Origin of the sequence: Pandoraea sp. NPDC087047 (genome assembly GCF_044745225.1) — a bacterium.
Lineage (GTDB): Bacteria > Pseudomonadota > Gammaproteobacteria > Burkholderiales > Burkholderiaceae > Pandoraea.
The window spans coordinates 148859-172719 of the sequence record NZ_JBIUZU010000011.1 but is presented as its reverse complement, the minus strand read 5'-3'; the positions used below and the strand labels follow the sequence as shown (position 1 = coordinate 172719).

23 protein-coding genes are annotated in these 23861 nt (G+C 64.9%); 3 read left to right on the top strand and 20 right to left on the bottom strand.

Going from position 1 to position 23861, the window contains the following annotated elements; genetic code table 11:
* Positions 1–24: 24 nt before the first annotated feature.
* From flgG to flgB, 6 genes are all read right to left on the bottom strand, one after another.
* Positions 25–807, bottom strand: coding sequence for a flagellar basal-body rod protein FlgG (flgG, locus tag ACIPHM_RS20805; protein ID WP_400332362.1), 783 nt, complete (start codon positions 805–807; stop codon positions 25–27).
* A 37-nt stretch (positions 808–844) separates the two neighbouring features.
* Positions 845–1588: a flagellar basal body rod protein FlgF gene (locus ACIPHM_RS20800; protein WP_400332360.1), complete on the bottom strand. Its 744-nt coding sequence runs from the start codon at positions 1586–1588 to the stop codon at positions 845–847.
* A 44-nt stretch (positions 1589–1632) separates the two neighbouring features.
* Positions 1633–2889, bottom strand: a complete 1257-nt coding sequence (gene flgE, locus ACIPHM_RS20795) for a flagellar hook protein FlgE (RefSeq protein WP_400332358.1) — start codon at positions 2887–2889, stop codon at positions 1633–1635.
* A 79-nt stretch (positions 2890–2968) separates the two neighbouring features.
* Positions 2969–3700 carry a flagellar hook assembly protein FlgD gene (flgD, locus tag ACIPHM_RS20790; RefSeq protein WP_400332355.1) on the bottom strand — a complete coding sequence of 244 codons (732 nt, stop codon included), beginning with the start codon at positions 3698–3700 and terminating at the stop codon, positions 2969–2971.
* 23 nt (positions 3701–3723) lie between these two features.
* Positions 3724–4128, bottom strand: a complete 405-nt coding sequence (gene flgC / locus ACIPHM_RS20785) for a flagellar basal body rod protein FlgC (RefSeq protein WP_039394038.1) — start codon at positions 4126–4128, stop codon at positions 3724–3726.
* Between the two features lie 5 nt (positions 4129–4133).
* Positions 4134–4574, bottom strand: coding sequence for a flagellar basal body rod protein FlgB (flgB, locus tag ACIPHM_RS20780; RefSeq protein ID WP_400332516.1), 441 nt, complete (start codon positions 4572–4574; stop codon positions 4134–4136).
* Between the two features lie 432 nt (positions 4575–5006).
* Here flgB and flgA point away from each other — a divergent pair, with 432 nt between their 5' ends.
* The 3 genes from flgA (at position 5007) to ACIPHM_RS20765 (ending at position 6949) form a co-directional block, all read left to right on the top strand.
* A complete protein-coding gene (gene flgA / locus ACIPHM_RS20775) occupies positions 5007–6020 on the top strand; it encodes a flagellar basal body P-ring formation chaperone FlgA (protein WP_400332353.1) in 1014 nt (337 codons plus the stop codon).
* 126 nt (positions 6021–6146) lie between these two features.
* The gene (flgM, locus tag ACIPHM_RS20770; protein ID WP_400332350.1) at positions 6147–6494 is read left to right on the top strand and encodes a flagellar biosynthesis anti-sigma factor FlgM; all 348 of its coding nucleotides are present in this window, start codon (positions 6147–6149) and stop codon (positions 6492–6494) included.
* On the top strand, positions 6491–6949 hold the full coding sequence (locus ACIPHM_RS20765; protein ID WP_400332347.1) for a flagella synthesis protein FlgN: 459 nt from the start codon (positions 6491–6493) through the stop codon (positions 6947–6949). Before flgM ends, ACIPHM_RS20765 begins: the two co-directional genes overlap by 4 nt.
* A gap of 64 nt (positions 6950–7013) precedes the next feature.
* Here ACIPHM_RS20765 and ACIPHM_RS20760 read toward each other — a convergent pair whose 3' ends face one another.
* From ACIPHM_RS20760 to ACIPHM_RS20695, 14 genes are all read right to left on the bottom strand, one after another.
* The gene (locus ACIPHM_RS20760) at positions 7014–7181 is read right to left on the bottom strand and encodes a toxin-antitoxin system HicB family antitoxin (protein WP_400332345.1); all 168 of its coding nucleotides are present in this window, start codon (positions 7179–7181) and stop codon (positions 7014–7016) included.
* Positions 7182–7348: 167 nt separating this feature from the next.
* A complete protein-coding gene (locus ACIPHM_RS20755) occupies positions 7349–8077 on the bottom strand; it encodes an RNA polymerase sigma factor FliA (protein WP_400332342.1) in 729 nt (242 codons plus the stop codon).
* Between the two features lie 37 nt (positions 8078–8114).
* Entirely contained in the window at positions 8115–8990 is an 876-nt protein-coding gene (locus ACIPHM_RS20750) for a MinD/ParA family protein (protein ID WP_400332339.1), read from the bottom strand.
* Positions 8991–8994: 4 nt separating this feature from the next.
* Positions 8995–10260 carry a flagellar biosynthesis protein FlhF gene (gene flhF / locus ACIPHM_RS20745; protein WP_400332337.1) on the bottom strand — a complete coding sequence of 422 codons (1266 nt, stop codon included), beginning with the start codon at positions 10258–10260 and terminating at the stop codon, positions 8995–8997.
* The gene (gene flhA, locus ACIPHM_RS20740; protein WP_400332514.1) at positions 10257–12317 is read right to left on the bottom strand and encodes a flagellar biosynthesis protein FlhA; all 2061 of its coding nucleotides are present in this window, start codon (positions 12315–12317) and stop codon (positions 10257–10259) included. Before flhA ends, flhF begins: the two co-directional genes overlap by 4 nt.
* 48 nt (positions 12318–12365) lie before the next feature.
* Positions 12366–13517 (bottom strand): flagellar biosynthesis protein FlhB, encoded by a 1152-nt coding sequence (flhB, locus tag ACIPHM_RS20735; RefSeq protein WP_400332334.1) that lies wholly within the window; start codon positions 13515–13517, stop codon positions 12366–12368.
* A 234-nt stretch (positions 13518–13751) separates the two neighbouring features.
* The gene (cheZ, locus tag ACIPHM_RS20730) at positions 13752–14375 is read right to left on the bottom strand and encodes a protein phosphatase CheZ (RefSeq protein WP_400332511.1); all 624 of its coding nucleotides are present in this window, start codon (positions 14373–14375) and stop codon (positions 13752–13754) included.
* A 53-nt stretch (positions 14376–14428) separates the two neighbouring features.
* On the bottom strand, positions 14429–14827 hold the full coding sequence (cheY, locus tag ACIPHM_RS20725; protein WP_400332508.1) for a chemotaxis response regulator CheY: 399 nt from the start codon (positions 14825–14827) through the stop codon (positions 14429–14431).
* A 132-nt stretch (positions 14828–14959) separates the two neighbouring features.
* Entirely contained in the window at positions 14960–16039 is a 1080-nt protein-coding gene (locus tag ACIPHM_RS20720; protein WP_400332332.1) for a chemotaxis response regulator protein-glutamate methylesterase, read from the bottom strand.
* Positions 16036–16710, bottom strand: coding sequence for a chemoreceptor glutamine deamidase CheD (gene cheD / locus ACIPHM_RS20715; protein ID WP_400332330.1), 675 nt, complete (start codon positions 16708–16710; stop codon positions 16036–16038). Before cheD ends, ACIPHM_RS20720 begins: the two co-directional genes overlap by 4 nt.
* Position 16711: 1 nt before the next feature.
* On the bottom strand, positions 16712–17659 hold the full coding sequence (locus ACIPHM_RS20710; protein ID WP_400332327.1) for a CheR family methyltransferase: 948 nt from the start codon (positions 17657–17659) through the stop codon (positions 16712–16714).
* Positions 17660–17733: 74 nt separating this feature from the next.
* Entirely contained in the window at positions 17734–19362 is a 1629-nt protein-coding gene (locus tag ACIPHM_RS20705; protein WP_400332324.1) for a methyl-accepting chemotaxis protein, read from the bottom strand.
* A gap of 238 nt (positions 19363–19600) precedes the next feature.
* Positions 19601–21379: a methyl-accepting chemotaxis protein gene (locus ACIPHM_RS20700; RefSeq protein ID WP_400332321.1), complete on the bottom strand. Its 1779-nt coding sequence runs from the start codon at positions 21377–21379 to the stop codon at positions 19601–19603.
* Positions 21380–21458: 79 nt separating this feature from the next.
* Entirely contained in the window at positions 21459–23822 is a 2364-nt protein-coding gene (locus ACIPHM_RS20695) for a methyl-accepting chemotaxis protein (RefSeq protein ID WP_400332319.1), read from the bottom strand.
* Between the last annotated feature and the right edge of the window lie 39 nt (positions 23823–23861).

Here is a 23861-nt window from a genome sequence, read left to right as displayed (position 1 = left end):
CTGTTACGAGTCGCGGCTAGCCGCTTACATCTGCGTCAGACGTTGCAGCATCTGGTCGGACGCCGTGACCGCCTTCGAGTTGATTTCGTAGGCGCGTTGCGCCGAAATCATGTTCACGAGCTCTTCCACCACGTTCACGTTCGACGTTTCGACGTAGTTCTGGTTGAGCACGCCCGCGCCGTTGGTGCCCGGCTGCGCCACGTTCGGTGCGCCTGATGCGGCCGTCTCGGCGTACAGGTTCTCGCCCATGCTTTGCAGGCCAGCGTTGTTGATGAACGTGGCGAGCTGAAACGTACCGATCTGCACATTGGCCGTGTTGCCCGGCTGCGTGACCGACACCGTGCCGTCGCGCGCGATGGTCAGCGACAGCGCGTTGGGCGGGATCGTGATTGCCGGCTGGATCGGGTAGCCCGACGCCGTCACGAGCTGGCCGTTGTTGTCGACCTGGAAGGAGCCGTCGCGCGTGTAGGCGGTCGTGCCGTCCGGCATCAACACCTGGAAGAAGCCGTCGCCGTTGATGGCCACGTCCTTGGCGTTGTTGGTCGAGGTCAGGTTGCCCTGCGTGAAGATGCGCTCGGTCGCGGCCGGACGCACACCAGTGCCCAGTTGCAGGCCCGAGGGCAGCAGCGTTTGCTGCGACGACTGCGCGCCAGGCTGGCGGATCGTCTGATACAGCAGATCCTCGAACACCGCGCGGCCCTTCTTGAAGCCGTTCGTGCTGGTGTTGGCGAGGTTGTTCGAAATCACGTCCATGTTCGTCTGCTGGGCGTTCATGCCGGTAGCAGCGATGTAGAGCGAACGGATCATTGGATGTTTCTCCCCGTGGACGGTAGCCCGGCGCCCGTTAGCTGAAGTTCAGCAACTGGTTGGCGGATTGTTCGTTGGTATCGGCCGTCTGCAGCATCTTCATCTGCATCTCGAAGGCCCGCGACTGCGAAATCATGTTCACGAGACCGGTGACCGGATTGACGTTGCTGGTCTCGATCGAGCCTGCGACCACCACGACATTCGGATCGACCTGCGCCGGGGCGTTGTTGGCCGTACGGAACAGACCGTCGTCGCCGCGCACGAGATTGCCTTCGGGCGGATTGACCAGCTTCAACTGGCCCATCACCGCGATGGAGTTGGGCGGATCGCCCTGTCCGAGCGCCGAGATCGTGCCGTCGGCGCCGATGCTCACCGCCGCGCCCGGCGGCACGGCGGCCGGCCCGGCGTCGGTCATGACCGGCAGGCCGTGCAAGGTGATCTGGCCGTCGGCCGTCATCTCGAGGTTGCCGCCACGGGTGTAGGCTTCGCGGCCCTGCGCGTCGCGCACGGCGAGCCAGCCCTGGCCCTGAATGGCCACGTCGAGCGGGCGGCCCGTCTGTTGCATTGCGCCGGGCGTGAAGTCGGTGCCCGGCGTCGACGTGGCGACGAACGTGCGCGTGCCTGTCGAGCCGTCTGCGGCGCGCACCGGCGCCTGACGGAACGCCGAGAGCTGCGCCCGGAAGCCCGGCGTCGAGACGTTCGCCAGATTGTTGGCGGTGGTCGATTGCTGCTCCATCGCCTGCTTCGCGCCGGTCATGGCGATATAAATCAGACGATCCATCGACGCCCCTCCTGCAAGTTACGCATACGCGCCGCTCTCCGTGCTTACAGATTGACCATCGTCTGCATCAACTGGTCTTCCGTCTTGATCGTCTGCGCGTTCGCCTGATAGTTGCGCTGCGCGGTGATCATGTGAACCAGTTCGGCCGTCAGGTCGACGTTCGACGCTTCCACGGCGCCTGCCTGCAACTTGCCGAGGTTCGTGCCGCCCGGCACGCCGACGATGGGAATGCCCGAGGCAGACGACTCCGACCACAGGTTGTTACCCAGCGGAATCAGGCCGTTCACGTTGTTGAAGTTCGCCAGCGCGACCTGACCGAGCACCATCGACTGCGTGTTCGAATAGGTACCGACGATGGTGCCGTCCGCGTTGAACGTGAAGCCGGTCAGGCGGCCCGACGAGTAACCGTCTTGCGTGAGCGTGTTCGGCGTGTAGCTGTTGCCGTACTGCGTGGTGCCCGCCAGGTTCAGCGTCAGGTTGCCGGCAGCGGCGCCGTTGCCGTAGGTGATCGTCGGCAGCGTGATCGGGCCGGTCACTGCAGCACCGGTCGAGTCGGTCTGCGCCACGAGGCCACCCGACGAGTTGAACGTCATCGTGCCGATCGGGCCGGCGCCGACTTGCGTCGTGCCGTCGACCGAGGCGTACACGGTCCACGTGGCGTTGTTGGTCGTGGGGTCGACGCTCGTCTTCTTGAAGTACAGGTTGACGTCATGCGAATTGCCCAGCGAGTCGTAGACCTTGAGCGACGTGGCGTTGGTGTACGAGTTCGGATCGGTGATCGAGAACGGCGTGGCGTTCACGGCGCTGCGCGAGTCGAGGTTGAACTGACCCGTGATCTTCTGGGTGGCCGTCGGGGCCAGATCGCCCGTCGGGATCTGCAGATCGACCGGCGAGACGCTGTTGATGATGCCGTTCGGGCCAGCCAGATAGCCGGTCAGGTGGTCGCCGTTCGTGTCGACGATGTAACCGTTCTTGTCGAGCGAGAATTGGCCGTTACGCGTGTAAGCGATGGTGCCGTTGTTCGACACGCGGAAGAAGCCGTTACCCGAGATCGCCAGGTCGAGCTGACGGTTCGTGACCGTGATGTCGCCTTGCGTGAACTGCTGGGCGACAGCGGCCACACGCGTACCGATACCGACGGTGTTGTTGCCCGCGCCGAACAACGAGTTCGCGTAGATGTCGGCGAACTGCGCCTGACCCTGCTTGAAACCGACGGTGGCCGCGTTGGCAACGTTGTTGCCGATGACGTCCAGGTCCTTGGAGGCGGCGTTCAGGCCGCTCAATCCGGTCGAAAAGGCCATGGTGATACTCCTGAAATTCGGTTGTCGGCGACGTCTGTCGCGTGGAAAACGGTTGAGGGCTTACGTCGAATAAGGTCGGTTACAGGATTTCGCGTACGTCGGAGAGCTTGATATTCGAGCCCGTGCCGACGTTGAGCAGCGGCGCGCCGGTAGTGCTGGCCACCACGCTTTGCACCTGCGCGTAGGAGAGCAGCGTCGGCGTCACGGCCTTGCCGTTGGCCGTTGCCGTCACGCTCAGCGTGTACTTGCCGTCGGCCACGTCGGTGCCCGCATCGTCCTTGCCGTCCCACGTGAGGGCCTGCACACCGGCGTCCAGTGCGCCCGCGTTGACGGTACGAATCACCTTGCCTGTGCTGTCCTTGATCTCGATCTTCACGGTGTCGGCGTCGCTCGGCAGTTCGAAGCCGAACGGCGTGGCCGTCTTCGTGACGGTGCCGTCGTCGGCCTTGGTGCTGCCCACGCCGATGCTGTTGCCCGGAATGAGCACGCCCTTGCCGACCAGCGCCGCCGCTTGCAGGCTCTGCGTCGAGTTGAGCTGCGAGGTCACGGCGGACAGCGTGCTGTTCAACTGGGTGATGCCCGAGACCGTGCTGATCTGCGCGAGCTGCGAGGTCACCTGCGAGTTGTCCATCGGGTTGAGCGGGTCCTGGTTGTTCATCTGTGCGACGAGCAACTTGAGGAAGCTGTTCTGCAGATCGTCTGCGCTGCCGGCCGACGACTTCGAGCTATTGCTGCTATTGGCCGTACCGTTGATCGAGTCGAGGAAGCTCTGCGAGAGGTTGCCGGTATTCGAGGTATTGATGCTTGCCATGGATCTGGTCTCCGCGCGGCCCCTTACTGGCCGACCGTGAGGGTTTTGAGCATGAGGGTCTTGGCGGTATTGAGCGCTTCGACGTTGGCTTGATAAGAGCGGGAGGCGGAGATCATGTTGACCATCTCCTCCACCGGATTCACGTTGGGCATGGTGACGTAGCCCTGAGCGTTCGCCGCCGGGTTCTTCGGGTCGTACACGGTCTTGAGCGGCGACGGGTCTTCGACCACGCCGGCCACCTTCACACCGCCCACGTCGGTGCCCGTGACCGGGTTGACCTGGAACACGACCTGCTTGGCGCGGTACGGCTGACCGTCCGGGCCGGTCACCGATTCGGCGTTGGCCAGGTTGCTCGCCGTCACGTTCATGCGCTGCGACTGCGCAGTCATGGCCGAGCCGGCGACGTCGAAGATGCTCATGAGTGGCATGGCGCTTACCCTTGATTCGTGATGGCAGCCAGCATCGTCTTGATCTGGCCGGTCAGGACCGTGAGGCCCGTCTGGTAATGCACGGCGTTGTCGGCGAAGTTCACGCGCTCGGCATCGAGTTCGACGGTGTTGCCGTCCACGCTTTGCTGATACGGCACGCGATAGAGCAGCTCGGGACCGCCCATCGGCGGCGCGGTGCTCACCGCACGCCCGGCAATGTGGCGCGAGGACGTGCGCGAGAGCGACACGCTCGACTCGGTGGCGAGCTGTTGCTGCGCGCCGCGCTCGACAGCCTGGTTCAACGCGTTATTGAAGTCGACGTCGCGGGCCTTGTATCCCGGCGTGTCGGCGTTGGCAATATTCGACGAGATCACCTCCTGACGGTAGGCGCGCATAGCCAGCGCCTGCTGGGAAAATCGCAATGCCGCGTCCAGTTTGTCCATGATCTCGTCTCGCCCGATGCCTGCCTTGATGCTGGGTACTGCACAAGAAATCCCCGTGGGGCGACCGGGTCCGCTCCGCCTCGTGGGGCGGGCGCCGCGCGGTGCGCCGACGGGATGTCCTGCCGGGCCCGGAAAAAGTACGGACCTTTTGGCATGCTTCGCATCGTATGCGTACCCCCCCGGATTCAATCTGAGGAATAGGCAGGAGATTGACCGCCATTTCGAGCCATGCCCCGTTGCGGGACATCTCTAGAATGGCTTCCTGACGGCATCGGGCGGGGTTCGCCCCCCAGGCACAGGGACACTGCCCGGTGTCGTCGGCTTCACGGCGTGATACCGCTGGAAGTCGACGGAAGTCGGTTGATGTGGGTGGAAGTTGGTCGAGCGCCGCACGTGGGGTGAATGCCGCGGGCGACGGCCGCAAGGAGAGTGAGCATGGCAGGCAAATTCGGCGACAGTCTCGCCTATGCCCCGCGCACGCAAAGCGTGCTGCGGCACGGCCAGCGCGCGCGTCTTCGATCGGGCCTGGTGGCCACGGCGCTTGCCGGTATTGCCGGCATCGGTGGATTGGCCGGCGCAATGGGGTCTGCCCACGCTGCCGCCCCCGCCGCGGGTATCGCGACCGATCCCGCCGCACAGAATCTCGGCAACACGCTCGGCCCCAGCGCCATCGTCATCCCCGGCAACAATGCCGCCGCCGGCGGTGTCGCATCGAACGTGCCGAACCTAGTTCGGCCGGCCACTTCGAGCGCAAACGTCCCCGTTCAGGCGCAGCAAGCCCCGGCACCGCAACAGGCTGCCGCGCAGGCTTCCCAATTCCAGAATCCCCAGGTCGTCCGCCAGACAGCCGAGCGTTTCCTGCGTGAGCAGACGACGGGCCTGCCGGGACAGGTGGGCATCACCGTGGGCGATTCGGTCTCGGACCGCATGCCCGCGTGCTCCGCGCTCGAACCCTTCCTGCCGCCCGGTGCGCGTCTGTGGGGCACGACAAGCGTTGGCGTGCGTTGTGCGGGGGAGCGTCCGTGGACGCTGTATCTGCAAGCGCGTGTGAGCATCAACGCGACGTACTTCGTCGCTGCGCGTCAGATCAACCCGGGCGACACGATCGGGCCGAACGATCTGTCGCCGCGTCAGGGCGACCTCACACTGCTGCCGCGCACGGTCGCGACCGACGCCGGCCAGATCGTCGGCACGGTGGCGGTGAACCGTATTACCTCCGGCCTGCCGATTCGCTCCGATCTGTTGCGCAGCGCAATTGCCGTGCAGCAGGGACAAACGGTGCGCGTCGTCTCGCGCGGCTCCGGTTTCGAAGTGAGCACCGAAGGTCAGGTGCTCTCGCGCGCCAGCGCGGGCGATCCCGTGCAGGTGCGAACCCGCGCCGGACAAGTGGTGAGCGGCACCGTCAAGACAGGTAAAACGGGCAACGTCGAAGTCGAAGTTGCTCTATAAGTGATCGCTCACTATCATTAAGAATTCGCTGAAGTCACCCGGGCACTTGAACTGGTAACAGGATGTTACTTGCCTAAAGTTATGGCGGATAATGCCGTTACACAGGCAGGTTTCTGGGGAAAGCACATGAAAATCGAACCACCCGCCAATCCGTTGGCCGGGATCGGCGCGGGTAAGGCGACGACCGATCGGACAACAACCGGCACTGTGAATGCTGAAGGCGGTGCTGCGTCTGTCACGAGCACCAGCGGCGCCGGCAGCGATGCCAGCGTGAGCACGAGCACCCTGTCGTCGGAGATGCGCGCCTTGCAGGAAGCGCTCGCCAAGACGGGTACGGCCGATATCGACGTCGCGAAGGTGGCATCGATCAAAGCGGCGATTGCCAACGGCCAGCTCGCCATCGACACCTCCAAGATTGCCGACGGTCTCATTGCGACCGCGCGCGATCTGCTTTCTACGCAATCGACGTCATGACCACCGATGCCCTGCTGAACGCCCTGTCTGCCGAAACGACCGCCATTGGCACGTTTTCGGCATTGCTTGGCGAGGAACAGCAGGCATTGGTGAGCGGCACGCTCGACGCGTTGCCGGCACTGACCGAGCGCAAGACACGCGCGGTCGCAGAGCTCTCCGCGCTCGGTCGCGAGCGCGACGCCCAACTCGAAGCGCTGGGCTATACCCCGGATGAAGCTGGCGCGATGGCCGCCGCGAGCACCGACGCCCGCGTCGATACCGCCTGGAAAGCGCTACTCGCCGCCGCAGCCCAGGCCAAGCAGGCCAACGACACGAACGGCCTGCTCATCAACACCCGCCTGACGTACACCCAGCAAGCGCTGAACGTGCTCTACGGCCCGGAGAAAAGCGCCCCGCTTTACGGCCCGGACGGACGCACCACGCCGCGATCGAGCGGTGGAAGTGTGACGGCCTGAGGGTAGTTAAGGGCATCTTGGGAATATCGGATTTCCCCTTGAAATCGTTCGATGGCCCGTTGTTTTAGCTCACTGCGAGTTTGAGAGCAGCCAGCCGGTTCAGACTGACGCCCGATTCTGCAGCTTCGATGACCAACGCGCGGTGTAGCGCGGGAGGCATTTGAACGCGACATTCTCCGCTATCGCGATGCCCGGCAAGGAGTTCGGGAATCTTCTCCCCATTGGCTCGCATATCAATGCCCCCTCAGCCGCCGTTTGCCGAGTACCTTCAGGCGTGGCGCGCAGACGCGCAGGCTCACCGATAGGCCTCGATCGGCACCTACGGTCTGCTCGGGTCGCATCGACCCCGAAGATCAAGGTGAGACGACAGGTATCGGCAACGCTTCGGTCGCGGGACGTTCAATTCGCCGACGTCCACGCCTTCTCGCGCAACGTTGCACGCAGACGCGAGATCGCCTGGCTGTGCAACTGGCAGACGCGGGACTCGCTCACTTCCAGCACCGCGCCGATCTCGCGCAGGTTCAGACCCTGCTCGTAGTACAGGCTCATCAGCAACTTCTCGCGCTCCGGCAGCCGGTCGATGGCGTCGACCACACCGCCGCGCAAGCCTTCGTCGAGCAGCATCGTCAGCGGGTCGGCACCCGGATCGGCACAAATCCGGTCGATGAACGGCTCTTCGTCCGCCGCTTCGAAATCTTCGTAATAGATGAGTTGGCAGCCGTGCACGTCCTGCAGCATCTGCTGATACTCGGACAGCCCGATCGACATCTCGCCCGCAATCTCGCTCTCGGACGGCCCCCGCCCCAGCCGCTGCTCCAGACGCTGTACCGCCTTCTCGATCTGACGCGCCGTCTTGCGAATGCCGCGCGACGCCCAGTCGAGCTCGCGCAACTCGTCGAGCATCGCCCCGCGAATGCGCTGGCTCGCGTACGTTTCGAACTGCGCGCCCTGCGTCTCCTGATACCGGTTCGCCGCATCGAGCAGCCCCAGCATGCCGGCCTGAATCAGATCTTCCAATTCCACGCTCGCCGGCAGCTTCGCCATCAATTGCAGTGCCAGCCGGCGCACCAACGGCGCGTATTGGGTCAGCGTGTCGTTCGTGTCGACCTTCCCGCGCGCGGTATACATGTTTCCCTCCGCTTCCTCTCGACGCGTGCCGTAACGCTCAGGCCGTGTGCGCGCTCACCGCGCCCACGCCATGCGTCATCTCGCCACCGCGATCGCCGCCGATATCACCGATTCCAGCGCCCATCGCCCGACCGAGCGCCGCCGAACCCGTCTCTCGTGTTGCCAGCGGCCAATGCGTCACCTGCCCCGCCAACTGACGATATGCCACAGCCGCCGGCGCCATCGGGAAGGCATCGACCACGGTGCGCGTCAGATGCCGCGCACGCATGACCTGCCGATCCGACGGCACGTGGCCCGCCAACTCCAGCGACACCGCCAGATAACGGCTCGCCGTCGTGGCCAGATTGCGGCACACCACGCGTGCCTCCATATCCTCTGCCCGATTCACCAACACCCGGAATTGCGCCAGCGCGTACTCGAAATGCGCCTGCTTGATCCACGAATACGCGCCCGTGATCGACACGGGCTCGCAACCGAGCACCACCAGCACGTCGTGCGCATGGGCCGCGAGCGGACTGAGCACCGCTCCGGCATGCGTGCAGTCGATGACCACGACATCGGGCTCGCCCATCGTCAGCAAGGGCAGCGCACGTTGCGGGTCGATACGTTCGGGATGACGGTGCGCCACCGGCACCAGAACCACATTCTCACGCGTGTGCACGCGAATTGCCTCGGGCGAGACACGCCCGGCAATCACATCGTGGATGTCGCCACGCAACGGCAAACCGAGGGCCGGCGCCGCATGGCCGCTCTCGTCGGCCAGTACGACATCCTGACCGTGATGGGCCAGCGCGCTGGCCAGATTCAACGCAACACTCGTCTGACCGGCTTCAGGCGCACTTCCCACCACGGCGACGATGCGCGTGGTATGGCGCGCCACCAGACGGCGCAGCCCCTCAGCTTGATCGAGCACGAGTTTAACCAAAGCAGGCCTCGCCTGAAGGTTGAGCAGGCGCGAACAGCCCGCTGTAGTTGGGATCGACCCCACGCACCACCGCCGGCAGATCTTCCTCGGCCGGCACGAACGGCGAACCCGTGACGGGTGCGGACAACGCCGTGTCGACGAGGAACTGCCGGTCGGCCACGTGCAGGTTCTCCGGCACGCGCTGTCCCGTGGAAACGTAATGCACCGGTAAACGGTGACGAATCACCGTATCGAGCACCGAACCGAGATTGGTCGTCTCGTCGAGTTTCGTGAGAATACACCCCGCCAGATCGCCCCCCCCCTCGGCGCTGGCGCTGCGGTAAGCGTGCACCACTTCATTGAGCGTGTCGCCGTGGCTCGTCGCATTGAGCAACAGCAGACGCTGCACCGGCGTTTGTGCGCCGCACAGCATCGCGACCTGCTCCGGCACCGTGCGATCGCGCTGGCTCATGCCCACCGTGTCGATCAGCACCATATGCTTGTTGCGCAGTTCGGTCAGCGCCAGACGCAGGTCTGTCGCGTCCTTCACCGCGTGCACCGTCACGCCGAGAATCTTGCCGTAGATGCGCAGTTGCTCGTGGCCGCCGATACGATAGCTGTCAGTCGTGAGCAGCGCGAGCTTCTCCGCGCCGTGACGCATCACGCAACGCGCCGCCAGCTTGGCCGTGGTCGTGGTCTTGCCCACGCCGGTTGGCCCCATCAGCGCGTACACGCCGCCGCGGTCCATCAATTCGTCTTCGTTCGGCATGATGGGCAAGTTGCGCTTGAGCGCATTCTTCACCCAGTCGAGTCCGCTCTCGCGGTCGCTGCCGTCCGGCAGATGTTCGAGCAACGCGCGCCCGAGCTGCGCCGAAAAGCCTGCGGCGAGCAGCGTGCGCAGAATCTCGCCCTGCGCCGGGGAACGGCGTTGCTTGTCGTTCCAGACCAGCCCTGCGACCTGCTCTTCGAGCAAGCCGCGCATGCTCTGGAGCTCGCCCATCATCGATTGTGCAAACGCGCTTGCCGCTGCGGCGTCGTGCCCGGCCACGGCCGGATTCGGGGAGACTTGCGCCACGGGTGCCACCGGGCGCGGGCGGGGACGGTGCGTGGGCATTTCGCCCCCGGCAAGTGCGTCCAGATCTTCTTCCGCCAACGCCACGATCTCGACGCCGTTGGCGACCGAGCGGTTGGACAACACAACCGCATCGGGTCCGATTTCCTCGCGAATCTGGCGCAGTGCGTCGCGGCACGTGCCCGCAAAGAATTTCCGAATCTTCACGCTTGACCTCCGATGAGTGCCGTCATTTTCACGTTACGGGTATCTGGCACTTCCGCATACGACAAAACCTTGAGCTGCGGCAAGCTGCGGCGCAGGAAGCGCGAGAGCAGCGAACGCAGCGGATGTTGAACCAGCAATACCGCCGGCAAGCCCTGACGCTCCTGACGCGCCACCGCCGCCTGCGTTTCACGCAACAACGTGTCCGCGAGGCCCGGCTCCAGACCGGTGCCTCCGCCAGCCGACAACGCCTGCGTGAGAATTCGTTCGAGATTGGCGTCCAGCCCCACCACTTCCAGATCGCCGCTGCCGGGGAACACGCTCTGCGTGATCGCGCGGCCCAGCGACAGACGCACCAGCGCCGTAATGTCGTAGGGATCCTGCACCCGCGCGCCGTGCTCGGCAATCGTATCGATGATGGTGCGCATGTCGCGAATCGGCACCTGCTCCTCGAGCAGGTTTTGCAGCACCTTCTGCAACGTGGTGAGCGCGACGGTCTTCGGCACCAGATCTTCGATGAGCTTGGGCGCGTCCTTGCCGATACGCTCGATGAGCTGCTGTACTTCCTGACGTCCCAGCAACTCGTGCGCGTGCGCGTTGATGAGGTGATTCAGGTGCGTGGCGACCACCGTCCCGGCGTCGACCACGGTGTAGCCGTACGCCTGCGCCTGATCGCGCTGACCGACGTCGATCCACGTCGCGGGCAAGCCGAACGCCGGATCGCGCGTGGGCGTGCCTTGCAACGGCGCGCTGACCTGACCCGGATCGATGGCCAGCAATTGCCCCGGATACGCCTCGCCTTCCCCAATGATCACGCCCTTGAGCGTAATGCGGTACTGGTTCGGCCGAAGCTCCAGATTGTCGCGAATGTGCACCACCGGCGCGAGAAAACCGATTTCCTGTGCGAATTTCTTGCGAATGCCCTTGATGCGCTTGAGGAGTTCGCCGTCCTGATTGCGGTCGACGAGCGGAATCAGGCGATAACCGACTTCCAGCCCCAGCGGGTCGACGAGTGCCACGTCGTCCCACGACGCTTCGGCCACTTCGGCGGGCGCCGTAGCCGCGACCGGCGTGGGACGCGTGGCCTGCACCTTGGCTGCCGCAGCCTTGCGGAACTGCCAGCGGGCCAGCGCGCCGAGGCCGATGGCCAGCAACAGGAAGGCGAAGTGCGGCATGCCCGGGATCAGCCCCATCAGGCCGAGAATCGCGGCGGTGATGCCCAGCACCTGCGGATTGCTGAACAGTTGCGAGACGACCTGCTGGCCGACGTCTTCATCGGTCGCCACCCGCGAGACGACCACACCGGCGGCCGTCGAGATCACCAGCGCCGGGATCTGCGCGACGAGACCGTCACCGATGGTCAGCAGCGTGTAGTTCTTGGCGGCCGTGCCGAGATCCAGATTGTGCTGCACCACACCGACGATCAGCCCGCCGATGATGTTGATGAACATGATCAGCAAGCCCGCGACCGCGTCACCGCGCACGAACTTGGAGGCGCCGTCCATCGAACCGTAGAAGTCGGCTTCCTGCGAGATCACCAGGCGGCGCTTGCGCGCTTCCTCTTCACCGATCAGACCCGCGTTCAGGTCGGCGTCGATGGCCATCTGCTTGCCGGGCATGGCGTCGAGGGTAAAGCGCGCGCCCACTTCGGCGATACGTCCCGCGCCCTTCGTAATCACCATGAAGTTGATGACCACGAGGATGATGAACACCACGATACCGACCGCGTAGTTGCCGCCCACCAGGAAGTGACCGAACGCCTCGATCACCTTGCCCGCGGCGTCCGGGCCGGTGTGGCCTTCGAGCAGCACCACGCGGGTGGACGCCACGTTCAGCGACAGGCGCAGCAGCGTGGAGAACAGCAGCACGCTCGGGAACGCCGCGAAGTCGAGCGGCTTTTGCGTGTACATGCTCACGAGCAGCACCATCACCGCGAGGGCGATGTTGAACGTAAACAACAGATCCAGGATGAACGGCGGCAACGGGAGGATCATCATGCCCAGAATCATGATGATCAGCACCGGCGCGGCAAGCGACTTCAGATTGCCGCCGAGGAGCATTTGCGACGTGCGCAGCAGCTGGTTCGCGCGTGGGTTGAGGTTCATTCGTTACACTCGTTTCGAGCCGAGGCGCTTGGGCGCCTCGAGCTCGGTCGGCACCGGCAGATCCGACGGGGTGCGCGGCTCGACACCCCCTTCGGTACGCCAGCGGCGAAGCTGGAAGACCCACGCCAGCACTTCGGCCACGGCCGTGTAGAGGGTGGCCGGGATTTCGTGACCGATTTCCACGTGACGGTGCAGCGCACGGGCGAGCGGCGGGGCTTCGAGGATCGGGATGCGGTGCTCGGCACCCATCTCACGGATACGTTGTGCGACCAGATCGGTGCCCTTGGCGAGCACGCGCGGCGCACCCATGTTGTCCTTGTATTCGAGCGCGACGGCGAAGTGCGTCGGGTTCGTCACGATGACGTCGGCCTTGGGCACGTCCTGCATCATGCGACGGCGTGCCGCCTGGCGCTGCAACTGACGAATTTGCGCCTTGACGTGCGGATCGCCCTCGGTTTCCTTGTTTTCCTGACGCACTTCCTCTTTGGTCATGCGCAGCTTCTTGTAGTGCTGCCAAATCTGGAACGGGATGTCGATGGCCGCCACCACCAGCAGCGACGCCACGATGAACGCGCAGCACACCACGATCATCTCGCCCACATAGGGCAGCGCCACGCGCGGCGACTGGGTCATCAGGCCCATCACGGCGTCTTTGTCGCGGGCAATCGCCCAGTACGCCACCGCGCCCACGAGCGCGGTCTTCGCCACGGCCTTGAGCAACTCGATCAGGCCCTGCATGGAGAACATGCGCCCCAGCCCCTTGAGCGGGTTCAGGCGGCCGAAGTTGGGGGCGAGCGATTTGGTCGTGAAGAGCCAGCCGCCCAGCGCCATCGGGGCGAGAATCGCCGCGATCACCAGCACGCCGAACAGCGGGGCAATGACCATGAGCGCGTCCGCGCCCGAGTGGGCGGCGTACGAAAGCATGCGACGGGTGTCCATCGCGGTGCCCGGTTCGAACTGCATGCCGTGGCGCATCAACTGGGCGAAACCTTGCGAGATGCGATCGGCCGTCATCCACAGACCTGCGACCCCGGCGGCGAGCAGCGCGAACGTCGAAAGCTCGCGCGAGCGCGCGACCTGCCCCTCCTCCCGTGCCTTTTCAAGGCGCCGGGGGGTCGGTGACTCCGACTTTTCGAGATCGCTTTCCTCAGCCATGCCCTATCCACAGCGGGCGGACGAACCCACCCTATCGCGACCGATTATGGCCGTAACCGTCAAGTCACAAAGGGGCGAATAGAGGCGGGATTGGGCGGTATTTCGCGCCAGCGCTCAAATTGGGGTCATGTCGCCGCGGCAAAGCGCCGCTGCAGGTGGCACTCCGTCAGCCCGTGAACGACTGACGGAGGCTGACGGGGGGCGTGCGGTCGGGCGGGAATGCCCGACCGGGTGTCAGAAACCGAGGCTGGCGAGCAGGTCGTCGACCTGACCCTGATCGGCCACGATATCGGCACGGCCTTCCTTCTTGACCTGCGGGCCGTTGAGCAGGGAGTCTTCGGCTTCCTTGCGCTTCTCGGGCGGCATGTTCTCGAGCAGCGTCTGGAGCAGATGCTTCTCGATCTCCTGCACGACTTCCATGATCTTCTTGATGACCTGTCCGGTCAGATCCTGGAAGTCCTGCGCCATCATGATTTCCATCAGATGGTGGTTGGTCGCGCGGGTGTCTTCCGGCACGCGGCGCAGATAGGTGCGGGTCTCGGAGACAAGCTGACGGGCGTCGTCGAGTTCGAGCGGCTGGTCGAACCACTTGGCCCAGCGCTCGTCGAGCGCGTTGGCGTCTGCTTCGAGACGATCCTGAATGGGCTTGGCCAGCTCGATGGCTGTCAAAGCCCGCACCGCCGCCTGCTCCGTCATGGTGGCGACGTAGTTCAGGCGGTCGCGCGCATCGGGAATCGCCTCGGCAGCCTGCTCGAGTTGCTTGTCCAGACCGAGTTCGCGCAGGTTGTCGCGCAACATGCGCGTCAACTGCCCGATGCGCATGAGCATGCGCTCGGCCGGGTCCGCTTCGCCGGTCACGTAAGCGCCGTTGGGCTCACCCGGCCATTCAGTGCTCGACTCGTGGGTCACGTTCAGGCCCCCGTTTTTTCCATTTTCTCGAAGATCTTGCCCAGCTTCTCGTCGAGCGTCGCCGCCGTGAACGGCTTAACCACATACCCGCTCGCACCGGCCTGGGCAGCCGCGATGATGTTTTCCTTCTTGGCTTCGGCCGTCACCATCAGGACTGGCAGCTTCGACAGGTTCGGATCGGCGCGAATCTGCTGGAGCATCGTCAGGCCGTCCATGTTCGGCATGTTCCAGTCGGAGACCACGAATTCGAACGTGCCGCCGCGCAGCTTGGCCAGCGCCGCCGCACCATCTTCCGCTTCGTCGACATTGGAGAAACCGAGCTCCTTGAGCAGGTTTCGCACAATGCGACGCATCGTCGGAAAATCGTCGACGACCAGGAATTTCATGTTCTTATCTACCATCATTACTCCAATTCTGCCGGTCCCCCGCAGGGGGCCGACGATATTCACGGGCCATTTTCGCCATCACTCAGTGCCCTGAGTGTGTCCGCAATGCGATGCGAAGCATACGACGAAAAAACGCCAAAAACCGAACTATACCCGTTGCGTGCGCTCGCCAAATTTCGCGACCTGGTGAAGCACTTTTCGGGCCATCTCGCCCAGCGGCACCACCTCTTCCGCGCCGCCCATCGCGATGGCCTCGCGCGGCATGCCGAACACGATGCAGCTCGCCTCGTCCTGCGCGAACGTGTGGGCGCCGGCGCGCCGCATTTCCACCAGACCGGCCGCACCGTCGCGGCCCATGCCCGTCAGAATCACGCCGATCGCGTTACGTCCGGCGTGAACCGCCGCGGAGCGAAACAATACATCGACCGACGGCCGATGTCGATTCACCGGCGGCGCCGGGTCGAGCACCGCCACATAGTTCGCGCCGCTGCGCGAGAGTTGCAGGTGGGTGTCGCCGCCCGGCGCGATATACGCGTGGCCCGGCAGCACACGCTCGCCATGCTCGGCTTCCTTGACCGTAATGCGGCAAAGCCCGTTCAGGCGCTGCGCGAACGATTTTGTGAAACCCGCCGGCATGTGCTGCGTGATCAGGATCGCCGGGGCGTCCGGGGGCATCGGCACGAGCACTTCGCGAATCGCTTCCGTGCCGCCCGTCGACGCGCCGATGATGATCAGCTTTTCCGTCGATACCAGCGGGTTGCGCAGCATCGGAGCGGCTTCCACCGGCGCGGGCACGGCACTCTTGGGCGGGGCGCTGCGCACGCGGGCGCGGGCCGCTGCCCGAATCTTCTCGGCGATCATCTCGCCGTATTCGAGCATGCCGTCACGAATGCCCAGACGCGGCTTGGTCACGAAATCCACCGCGCCGAGTTCCAGCGCGCGCAGCGTGACTTCCGAGCCGCGCTCGGTCAGCGACGACACCATGAGCACCGGCATCGGACGCAGGCGCATGAGCTTCTCGAGGAAGTCCAGGCCGTCCATGCGCGGCATTTCGACGTCGAGCGTGAGCACGTCCGGGTTGTGCTGCTTGATCAGATCGCGCGCCACGAGCGGGTCGGGTGCGGTCGCCACAACGGTCATGTCCGGATGCGCATTGATGATCTCCGTCATCAGGCTGCGCACGAGTGCGGAATCGTCCACGCACAGGACTTTGATTGGTTCGCTCAAGCCTCCTCCATTTTCAGGTTGTCAGGCCCCGGCCGAGGCTTGGCATTTCTGGCCGGTGGCGCAAAAAGTTCTACGGAGCCCCGTACTTCGCGTGTGCGCAAACGCTGCGCGTACGCCTGTTCGCTCTGGACGATACTCGGATCGCCGCGGTCGCCCAGCTTTTTGACCATCACCCGTCCGGTGCGCGGCAAGAAGCACACCTTGCGCGGATGCGGTCCGAGCAGATCCTGCGCGCTCACGCGGATCTGCTCCGTCTCGAGATAGCGCAACACGAAGCTCGCATTGCGATCGCCGATGTTCAGTGTGGTCATGCCCGCGAGCACCGCGCCGCCGCCGAAGACCTTCGCCTCCAGACGCTCGCGCCGTGCGCCGAGCTTGATCAGTTCGTTGATGAGCATTTCCATGGCGTATGCGCCGTAGCGCATGGACGCCGAGAGTATACGGTCGCGCTCGCTCTCGCCATCGTCAGGCAACATGAAATGGTTCATGCCGCCGATCCCGGTGACGGTGTCGCGCACACAGGCGGCGACACACGAGCCGAGCACCGTCACGAGCATGATGTCTTCGGTCGTGACGAAGTACTCCGACGGCAGCAGTTTCACCGCCTGCGTGTTGAACGCATTGTCGAAGTAGTGATTGGTCGCAAGCGCTTCGGCCAGTGGCTGTGCCATGTCAGGCTCCCCGAACTCCGCCACCGGCGCCGGCCAGTTCGTACACCGTCTGCCCGCGCAGCCGGAACGCCCGGCTCACGTACGTGAAGTTCTCCGAGTGCCCGGCGAACAGCAGGCCGTCGGGCTTGAGCAAGGGCACGAAGCGCTCGAGAATGCGCGCCTGAGTGGCCTTGTCGAAATAGATCATCACATTGCGACAGAAAATGACGTCGAACGGCCCGCCGATCTGCCATGACGGTGCGAGCAGGTTGAGCGGCTCGAACGTCACCAGTTGCTGCAATTCGGGACGCACCTTGATCTTCCCGGCGTTCGCCCCCGTGCCGCGCAGGAAATGGCGGCGCAGCTGTTCCTGCGAAAGCTTGCCGGTCTGCTCGCCGTTGTAGACGGCGTTCGCTGCACGCGCGAGCACCTGCGTGTCGACATCGGTGGCCAGCACGCTCGCATTCGGACGCGTGCCGAGCGTGTCGACCAGCGTCATGGCAATGGAATACGGCTCTTCGCCGGTCGACGCCGCGCAGCACCATACCGAGATCGGCTTGGCCCGGTTGCGCACGAAGTCGGCGAGCAGCGGGAAATGGTGCGACTCGCGGAAGAACGACGTGAGGTTCGTCGTCAGCGCGTTGGTAAACGACTCCCACTCGCTGTCGCCGGTGTCGGCCTCCAGCATGTCCAGGTATTCGGTGAAGCTCGTCATGCCGAGTGCGCGCAGACGTCGCGCAATGCGGCTGTAGACCATCTCGCGCTTGTGTTCGGCGAGCGCAATCCCGGCACGCTGATAAATCAGGTTGCGAATGCGGCCGAAGTCGGCCAGCGAGAAGGCAAAGTCGCGCTCGCCCGAAAGGGCGGCACCGCTTGCGCGCGCGAAATCCGCGCTGCGCGAGCCTGCGTCGCCGTCGGCGCCAGAGGCTCCGCGGCGCGTCAGATGCGAGGTATTGCGCGAATCAGTCATGGTTTCTCACTTAGTCACGGCGTCGATCATGTGCCGTTTCACTGCCAATCTGTCTACGTCGATACTGCGGAACGTCACGCCGCACGCGCCAACGGCTGCGGCGTCGGCTCGCGACGCGTAACGCTGCTGGCAGGGCCACCGAACGTGCCCCCTGCCCCGCCGGTCTGGAACACGGACACGGCCGCGCGCAATTCATGCGCCTGCGATTCCAGCGCGCCGGCGGCGGCCGCGGCCTCTTCCACCAGCGCGGCATTCTGCTGCGTCACGTCGTCCATCTGCGTGACGGCGCGGTTGACCTGCTCGATACCGCTCGATTGCTCGGCAGACGCCGCCGAGATCTCGCCCATGATGTCCGTCACGCGTTTGACCGCCTGCACGATCTCGTCCATCGTCTGACGCTGGCGTGCCACGAGCGCCGTGCCGTCCTGCACACGACGCGACGAATCTTCGATCAGCGTCTTGATTTCCTTCGCCGCCGCCGCACTGCGCTGGGCGAGCGTACGCACTTCGCCCGCGACCACGGCGAAACCGCGTCCCTGTTCGCCCGCGCGCGCCGCTTCCACCGCCGCGTTCAGCGCGAGAATGTTCGTCTGGAACGCAATGCCGTCGATCACACCGATGATGTCGACGATCTTGTTCGAGCTGGCCGAAATGCCATCCATCGTCGCGCCCACCTGGCCGGACACTTCCCCGCCACGCGTGGCGATTTCCGAGGCGTTCACGGCAAGCTGGCTGGCCTGACGGGCGTTATCGGCGTTCTGACGCACGGTGGCCGTGAGTTGCTCCATCGACGACGCGGTCTGCTCCAGCGACGCCGCCTGTTGCTCCGTGCGGGCCGACAGATCGGTATTGCCCTCGGCGATCTCGTGCGCCGCGGTCGTGATCGACTCGGTGCCCTGACGAATCTGCGAGATGGTTTCGGCCAGCGTGTGCTGCATGCGCTGCATGACATAGAGCAGGCTCTCGGTGTCACCCGGCATCACGTTCACGTGGGTGTTCAGATCGCCGCTCGCAATGCGGTGCGCGATCTCGGACGCATACCCCGGCTCGCCGCCAAGGCTGCGCTGCACGTGACGGATGATGAACAGCATCGCGGCCGTCACAATGGCGCCGATCACGAGCAAGGCAATGCCCATGCGCGCGAGCGTGGCGTAAAACGCCTCGTCGACGTCCTGCACATACACGCCACTCATCAGGCCCCAGTCCCACGGCGCGAAGTACTTCACGAACGAGAGCTTCGCAAGACGCTTGTCGCTACCGGCAACGCGTCCGAAATAGTCGACGAAGCCCGAGCCCTTGTCCTTGGCGACGCGCGCCATTTCGACATAGAGCAGCTTGCCGTTCGAATCCTTGTAATTGGAGACGTCCTTGTTCACCAGATCGGCGAGCGTCGGGTGCATCAGCACGACCGGCTTGGTGTTGAAGACGACCAGATAGCCGCTGTCACCGTAGCGCATCGTCTTCAGACGGGCCATGGCCTGCTGCTTCGCCTCGTCGACGCTGATTTTGCCCGCGGCGGCCTGCGCGGCGTAGTCGCGCACAATGCCGTCGGCGCTCGTGACAACGTTCTCCACCGCCGTGCGCCGCTCGGCCATCATCGTGCCGCGCTCGTGCCAGGCAGCCCAGCCGCCGAGAATCAAGAGACCCAGCCACATCAGCGCAAGCGCCGACCAGAGTTTTGCCTTCAGACTCAACTGCACCATGACGTGATCCTCCGCCACCCGCCTTGCACAGCGCTGTCCCATGGACAGCACGCACGGCGGTTTTGTCTTGCCGATTGTTGCCACTTGCCGACACGCGCCTCTCGTTCCCCGGCACCCCTGCTTTGGCGGGAGCATCGGGACAGGCGTGTGCACCGTTCCTATAGGTGGTTACCGTAGTGCCGCTGCGGGTGTCGCGGCGATTGCCGAGACAGCGCCGCAGCTATCGCGTCGCGCGCGATCAGAACGTTTCCCAGTCGCCGTTCGCGTCGTCCGTGCCGGTGCGTGCGGCCGGAGCCGCTGCCGGGGCCGGCTTGCGCAGGGGCGCCGGGGCCGGGGCGGCCTTCGGCGCTGCTGCGGCAGATGCCGGGGCGGGCCCGGCAGCCTTCTTCACCGGCGCCGGACGCGCCGCAGGCGCAGCCACCGCCGGCAGCGCCGCCAGCATCGGGGCTGCATGGCTTGCCATGGCCTGGCTGGCGTCCAGACGGAACACCGACACCGTCGTCTTCAGACGATTGGCCTGCTCTTCGAGCGAGCCGGCTGCCGCCGCGGCTTCTTCCACCAACGCGGCATTCTGCTGCGTGACTTCGTCCATCTGCGTGATCGCGCGGTTGACCTGCTCGATACCGCTCGACTGTTCGGCAGACGCCGCCGAGATCTCGCCCATGATGTCCGTTACGCGCTTCACCGCCTGCACGATCTCGTTCATCGTGTGGCCCTGCTGGGCGACGAGCGCCGTGCCGTCCTGCACGCGGCGCGACGAGTCTTCGATCAACGCCTTGATTTCCTTCGCGGCGGCCGCGCTGCGCTGTGCCAGCGTGCGCACTTCGCCCGCGACCACGGCGAAACCGCGTCCCTGTTCGCCCGCGCGCGCCGCTTCCACCGCGGCGTTCAGCGCGAGGATGTTCGTCTGGAACGCGATGCCGTCGATCACGCTGATGATGTCGACGATCTTGCTGGAGCTGGTCGAAATGCCGTCCATCGTCTCGCCGACCTGACCGGAGACCTGGCCGCCGCGCGTGGCGATTTCCGAGGCGTTCACGGCGAGCTGGCTGGCCTGGCGCGCGTTGTCGGCGTTCTGGCGCACGGTGGCCGTGAGCTCTTCCATCGACGAGGCGGTTTCCTCCAGCGAGGCGGCTTGTTGTTCGGTGCGTGCCGACAGATCGGTGTTGCCCGCCGCGATCTGCTGCGCGGCAGACGTGATCGACTCGGTGCCCGAGCGGACTTCCGCCACGGTGCGCACGAGGCTGTCCTGCATGTGCTTCACGCCCTTGAACAGACGTCCCGTCTCGGTGTCGCTCCACACGTCGATGCGCTGCGTGAGGTCGCCGGCCGCGATCTTCTCGAAGTGCTTGATGGCGTCGTCGATCGGGCCGACGATGGCGCGCGTGAGCGTAATCTGCGTGACGATGCCGACCAGCAAGCCGACCGCCAGGCCGATGCCGACCATCCACATCACCAGCATGTAGCGGGCCTGCGCTGCGGCGTAACGATCTTGTGCGTTCTTGACCTGCAAATCGGCTAGTGCCGTCATCGCCGTGGAGTAATCGATGAACATGCGCGGCACGTCCATCACCGTCTTGGCGTGGAAGTCGGGAATGTCACCCGATTCGATGGCCTTGAGCGCGGGCACGATGCCATCGTTGACGAGCTTGCCGCGCGCGGTGGCCACGGCGTCGGCCATGGTCTTCTCGCCGTCGCTCATCGGCAGCACGGCGTACTTGGCCCAGGCGTCGTCGGCCCCCTTGAGGTTCGTGCGAACGCTTTCGATCGCCGATTTGATCTCGGTCGGGTCCGCGATGAATTCGATACGCGAGAGCGTTACACGTGCTCGCAGCGTGGAGATCGTGGTTTCCGAGAGCGACTGCGCCGACGCCATGTCGTTCGTGTAAATCTCCTGCAACGACGTATTGCTCTGTCGCAGCGAGACGAGACCCACCGCGGCGCCGACCACCAGCAGCACCATGAAGAGTCCCAGCGCCAGCGTCAGCCGCGCCCGGATGGTGACATTCTTAAACATAACGACCTCTACCCCGTGAAGACCGGCCTGCGGCCGGTATAGCCATCACAACAATCTCTTTATCGCAATCAACGAACCGTCAAAACTCTTCCCAGTCGCCCGGATCACTCGACTTCGCGCTCGACAGTGTTGTCGTCGACGCGCTGGCCGGTGCCTTACCACGGCGCGCCGCCAGTTGCAGCACCTGCGCGTCTTCCTGCGCGCTGGACGGTGCGGGCGCCGCCGGTGCACTCGCCTGCGGACGGCGCGTGGCCGTTCGCGCAGCGGTGCCGCCTGCGCTCGCCCGGGCCGGCGCCTGTGCCGTCACGGCGGACGTCGAAGTCGACGCCGTCACAGCGGCCGGCTTCGGTGCCGATTGACGCACGGTCATCGTCTTGTGTTGCGTCGCCGCGCTGAGTACGGCAGGTGCACCGCCGGCCCTGAACGCGTCGCCGACACGGAAGACCGAGACAGCGTCGCGCAGGCGATGCGCCTGGTCTTCGAGCGAGCCCGCCGCCGCCGCCGCTTCTTCCACCAGCGCCGCGTTCTGCTGCGTGACTTCGTCCATCTGCGTGACCGCGCGGTTGACCTGTTCGATACCGCTCGACTGTTCGGCAGATGCCGCCGAGATCTCGCCCATGATGTCGGTCACGCGCTGCACGGCCTGCACGATTTCGTTCATCGTCTGACCGGCTTGCGCCACGAGCGCCGAGCCGTTTTCCACGCGCCCGACCGAGTCTTCGATCAGGACCTTGATTTCCTTCGCGGCGGCCGCGCTGCGCTGCGCCAGCGTGCGCACTTCGCCTGCCACGACGGCGAAGCCGCGACCTTGTTCGCCCGCGCGCGCGGCTTCCACCGCGGCGTTGAGCGCCAGAATATTGGTCTGGAACGCGATACCTTCGATCACGCTGATGATGTCGACGATCTTGTGCGAGCTCGACGAAATGCCCTGCATCGTGTCGACGACATCGCCCACGACCTGACCGCCGCGAGCGGCGATCTCCGAGGCGTTCACGGCCAGCGTGCTCGCCTGCTTGGCGTTGTCGGCGTTCTGCTTGACGGTCGCGGTGAGTTCTTCCATCGACGACGCCGTTTGCTCCAGCGACGCCGCCTGTTGCTCGGTACGCGCCGACAGATCGGTGTTGCCCGCCGCGATTTCGTGCGACGCGATGTTGATCGATTCGATGCCCTCGCGCACGTCGGCGACGATGGACAGCAGGCTGTTCTTCATGACCGTCAGGCCGAAGAGCAATTGCCCGATTTCGTCGCGGCCCGTGCCTTGCGCCTGTCCCGTGAGGTCGCCCGCCGCGATCTGCTTGGACATGGCCAGCGCCACGCGCAGCGGGTGGTTGATCGCGCGGCGCAGAATGCTGCCGAGAATGAACAGCACGGCAATGCCGCCGAGCACTGCCACCGCCGTGGCCGTGCGCACGAGCGCGTGTTCTTTTTGCGACTGTTGATACAGATCGGTCGCCTGCGTAAGTTCGAGGCGCGTGAGCGCGCCCAGCTCATCGCGCATCGGGCCGTAGGCCGGCTTCACCTTTTCGAGATACGTTTGCTGTGCGCCTTCGGCCGAACCTGCGCGCAGCATGTCGACCGTTTGTTGCAGGCCGTCGGTCGTGAAGCGCTGGCGGATCACGTTAAAACGCTCGGCCTGCGCCTGAGTGGTCGGATCGACCGACTTCATGTACTCCGCCCACTGGCGGTTGATTTCGTCGAGGCTGCCGGCGATTTCGTCGCCCGCGCGCTTCATCGCGTCGAGATTCGGGCTGCCCACGGCTTCGGCCACGAGCAGCACGTCGCGGTCGAGCTTCTGGCCGATGACACCCAGCGTGCTCACCGGCACCATGCCGTTCCGATAGACCTGCAGCAGCTTGTCGTTGCTGCTCGACACACCCCACAGGCCCAGCCCGCCGACCAACGCGAGCAGGATCGCGCCAAGCACGATGATGCCGGTCAGGCGCGCGCGCAGCGTGTCCAGACGCATGCGACGCACAAGTGCGGCAATGCCGCCACGCTCGACCTGACCGCCGCGAATGCGCAGGTTGCCGGCTTGTCCGCTGCGAAAACGCGCGTAAATCGCTTCGGCCTGCGCCGTCGCCCCGGCCGCCGGGCGCACACGCACCGACGTGTAGCCAACCACCGCATTGTTTTCCAGCGTCGGCGTCACCGTCGCCAGCACCCAGTAGAAATCGCCGTTCTTGCGGCGATTCTTGACCAGCCCGGTCCACGTGTCGCCGCGCTTGATCGTCTCCCACAGATCACCGAACGCCTCGGACGGCATGTCCGGATGGCGCACGACGTTGTGCGGCGCGCCCAGCAGTTCATCACGCGAATAGCCACTCACCTCCACGAAGGCGGGATTGGCATACGTGATCCGACCCTTCAGATCCGTTCGTGAGATCAGGTACTGATGCTCGCCGATGACGAATTCGTTCTGGGTAACGGGCTGGTTATCGCGCACGTGTTCGGTCTCCGAGGACTGGGGTCAATGGGTTATTGT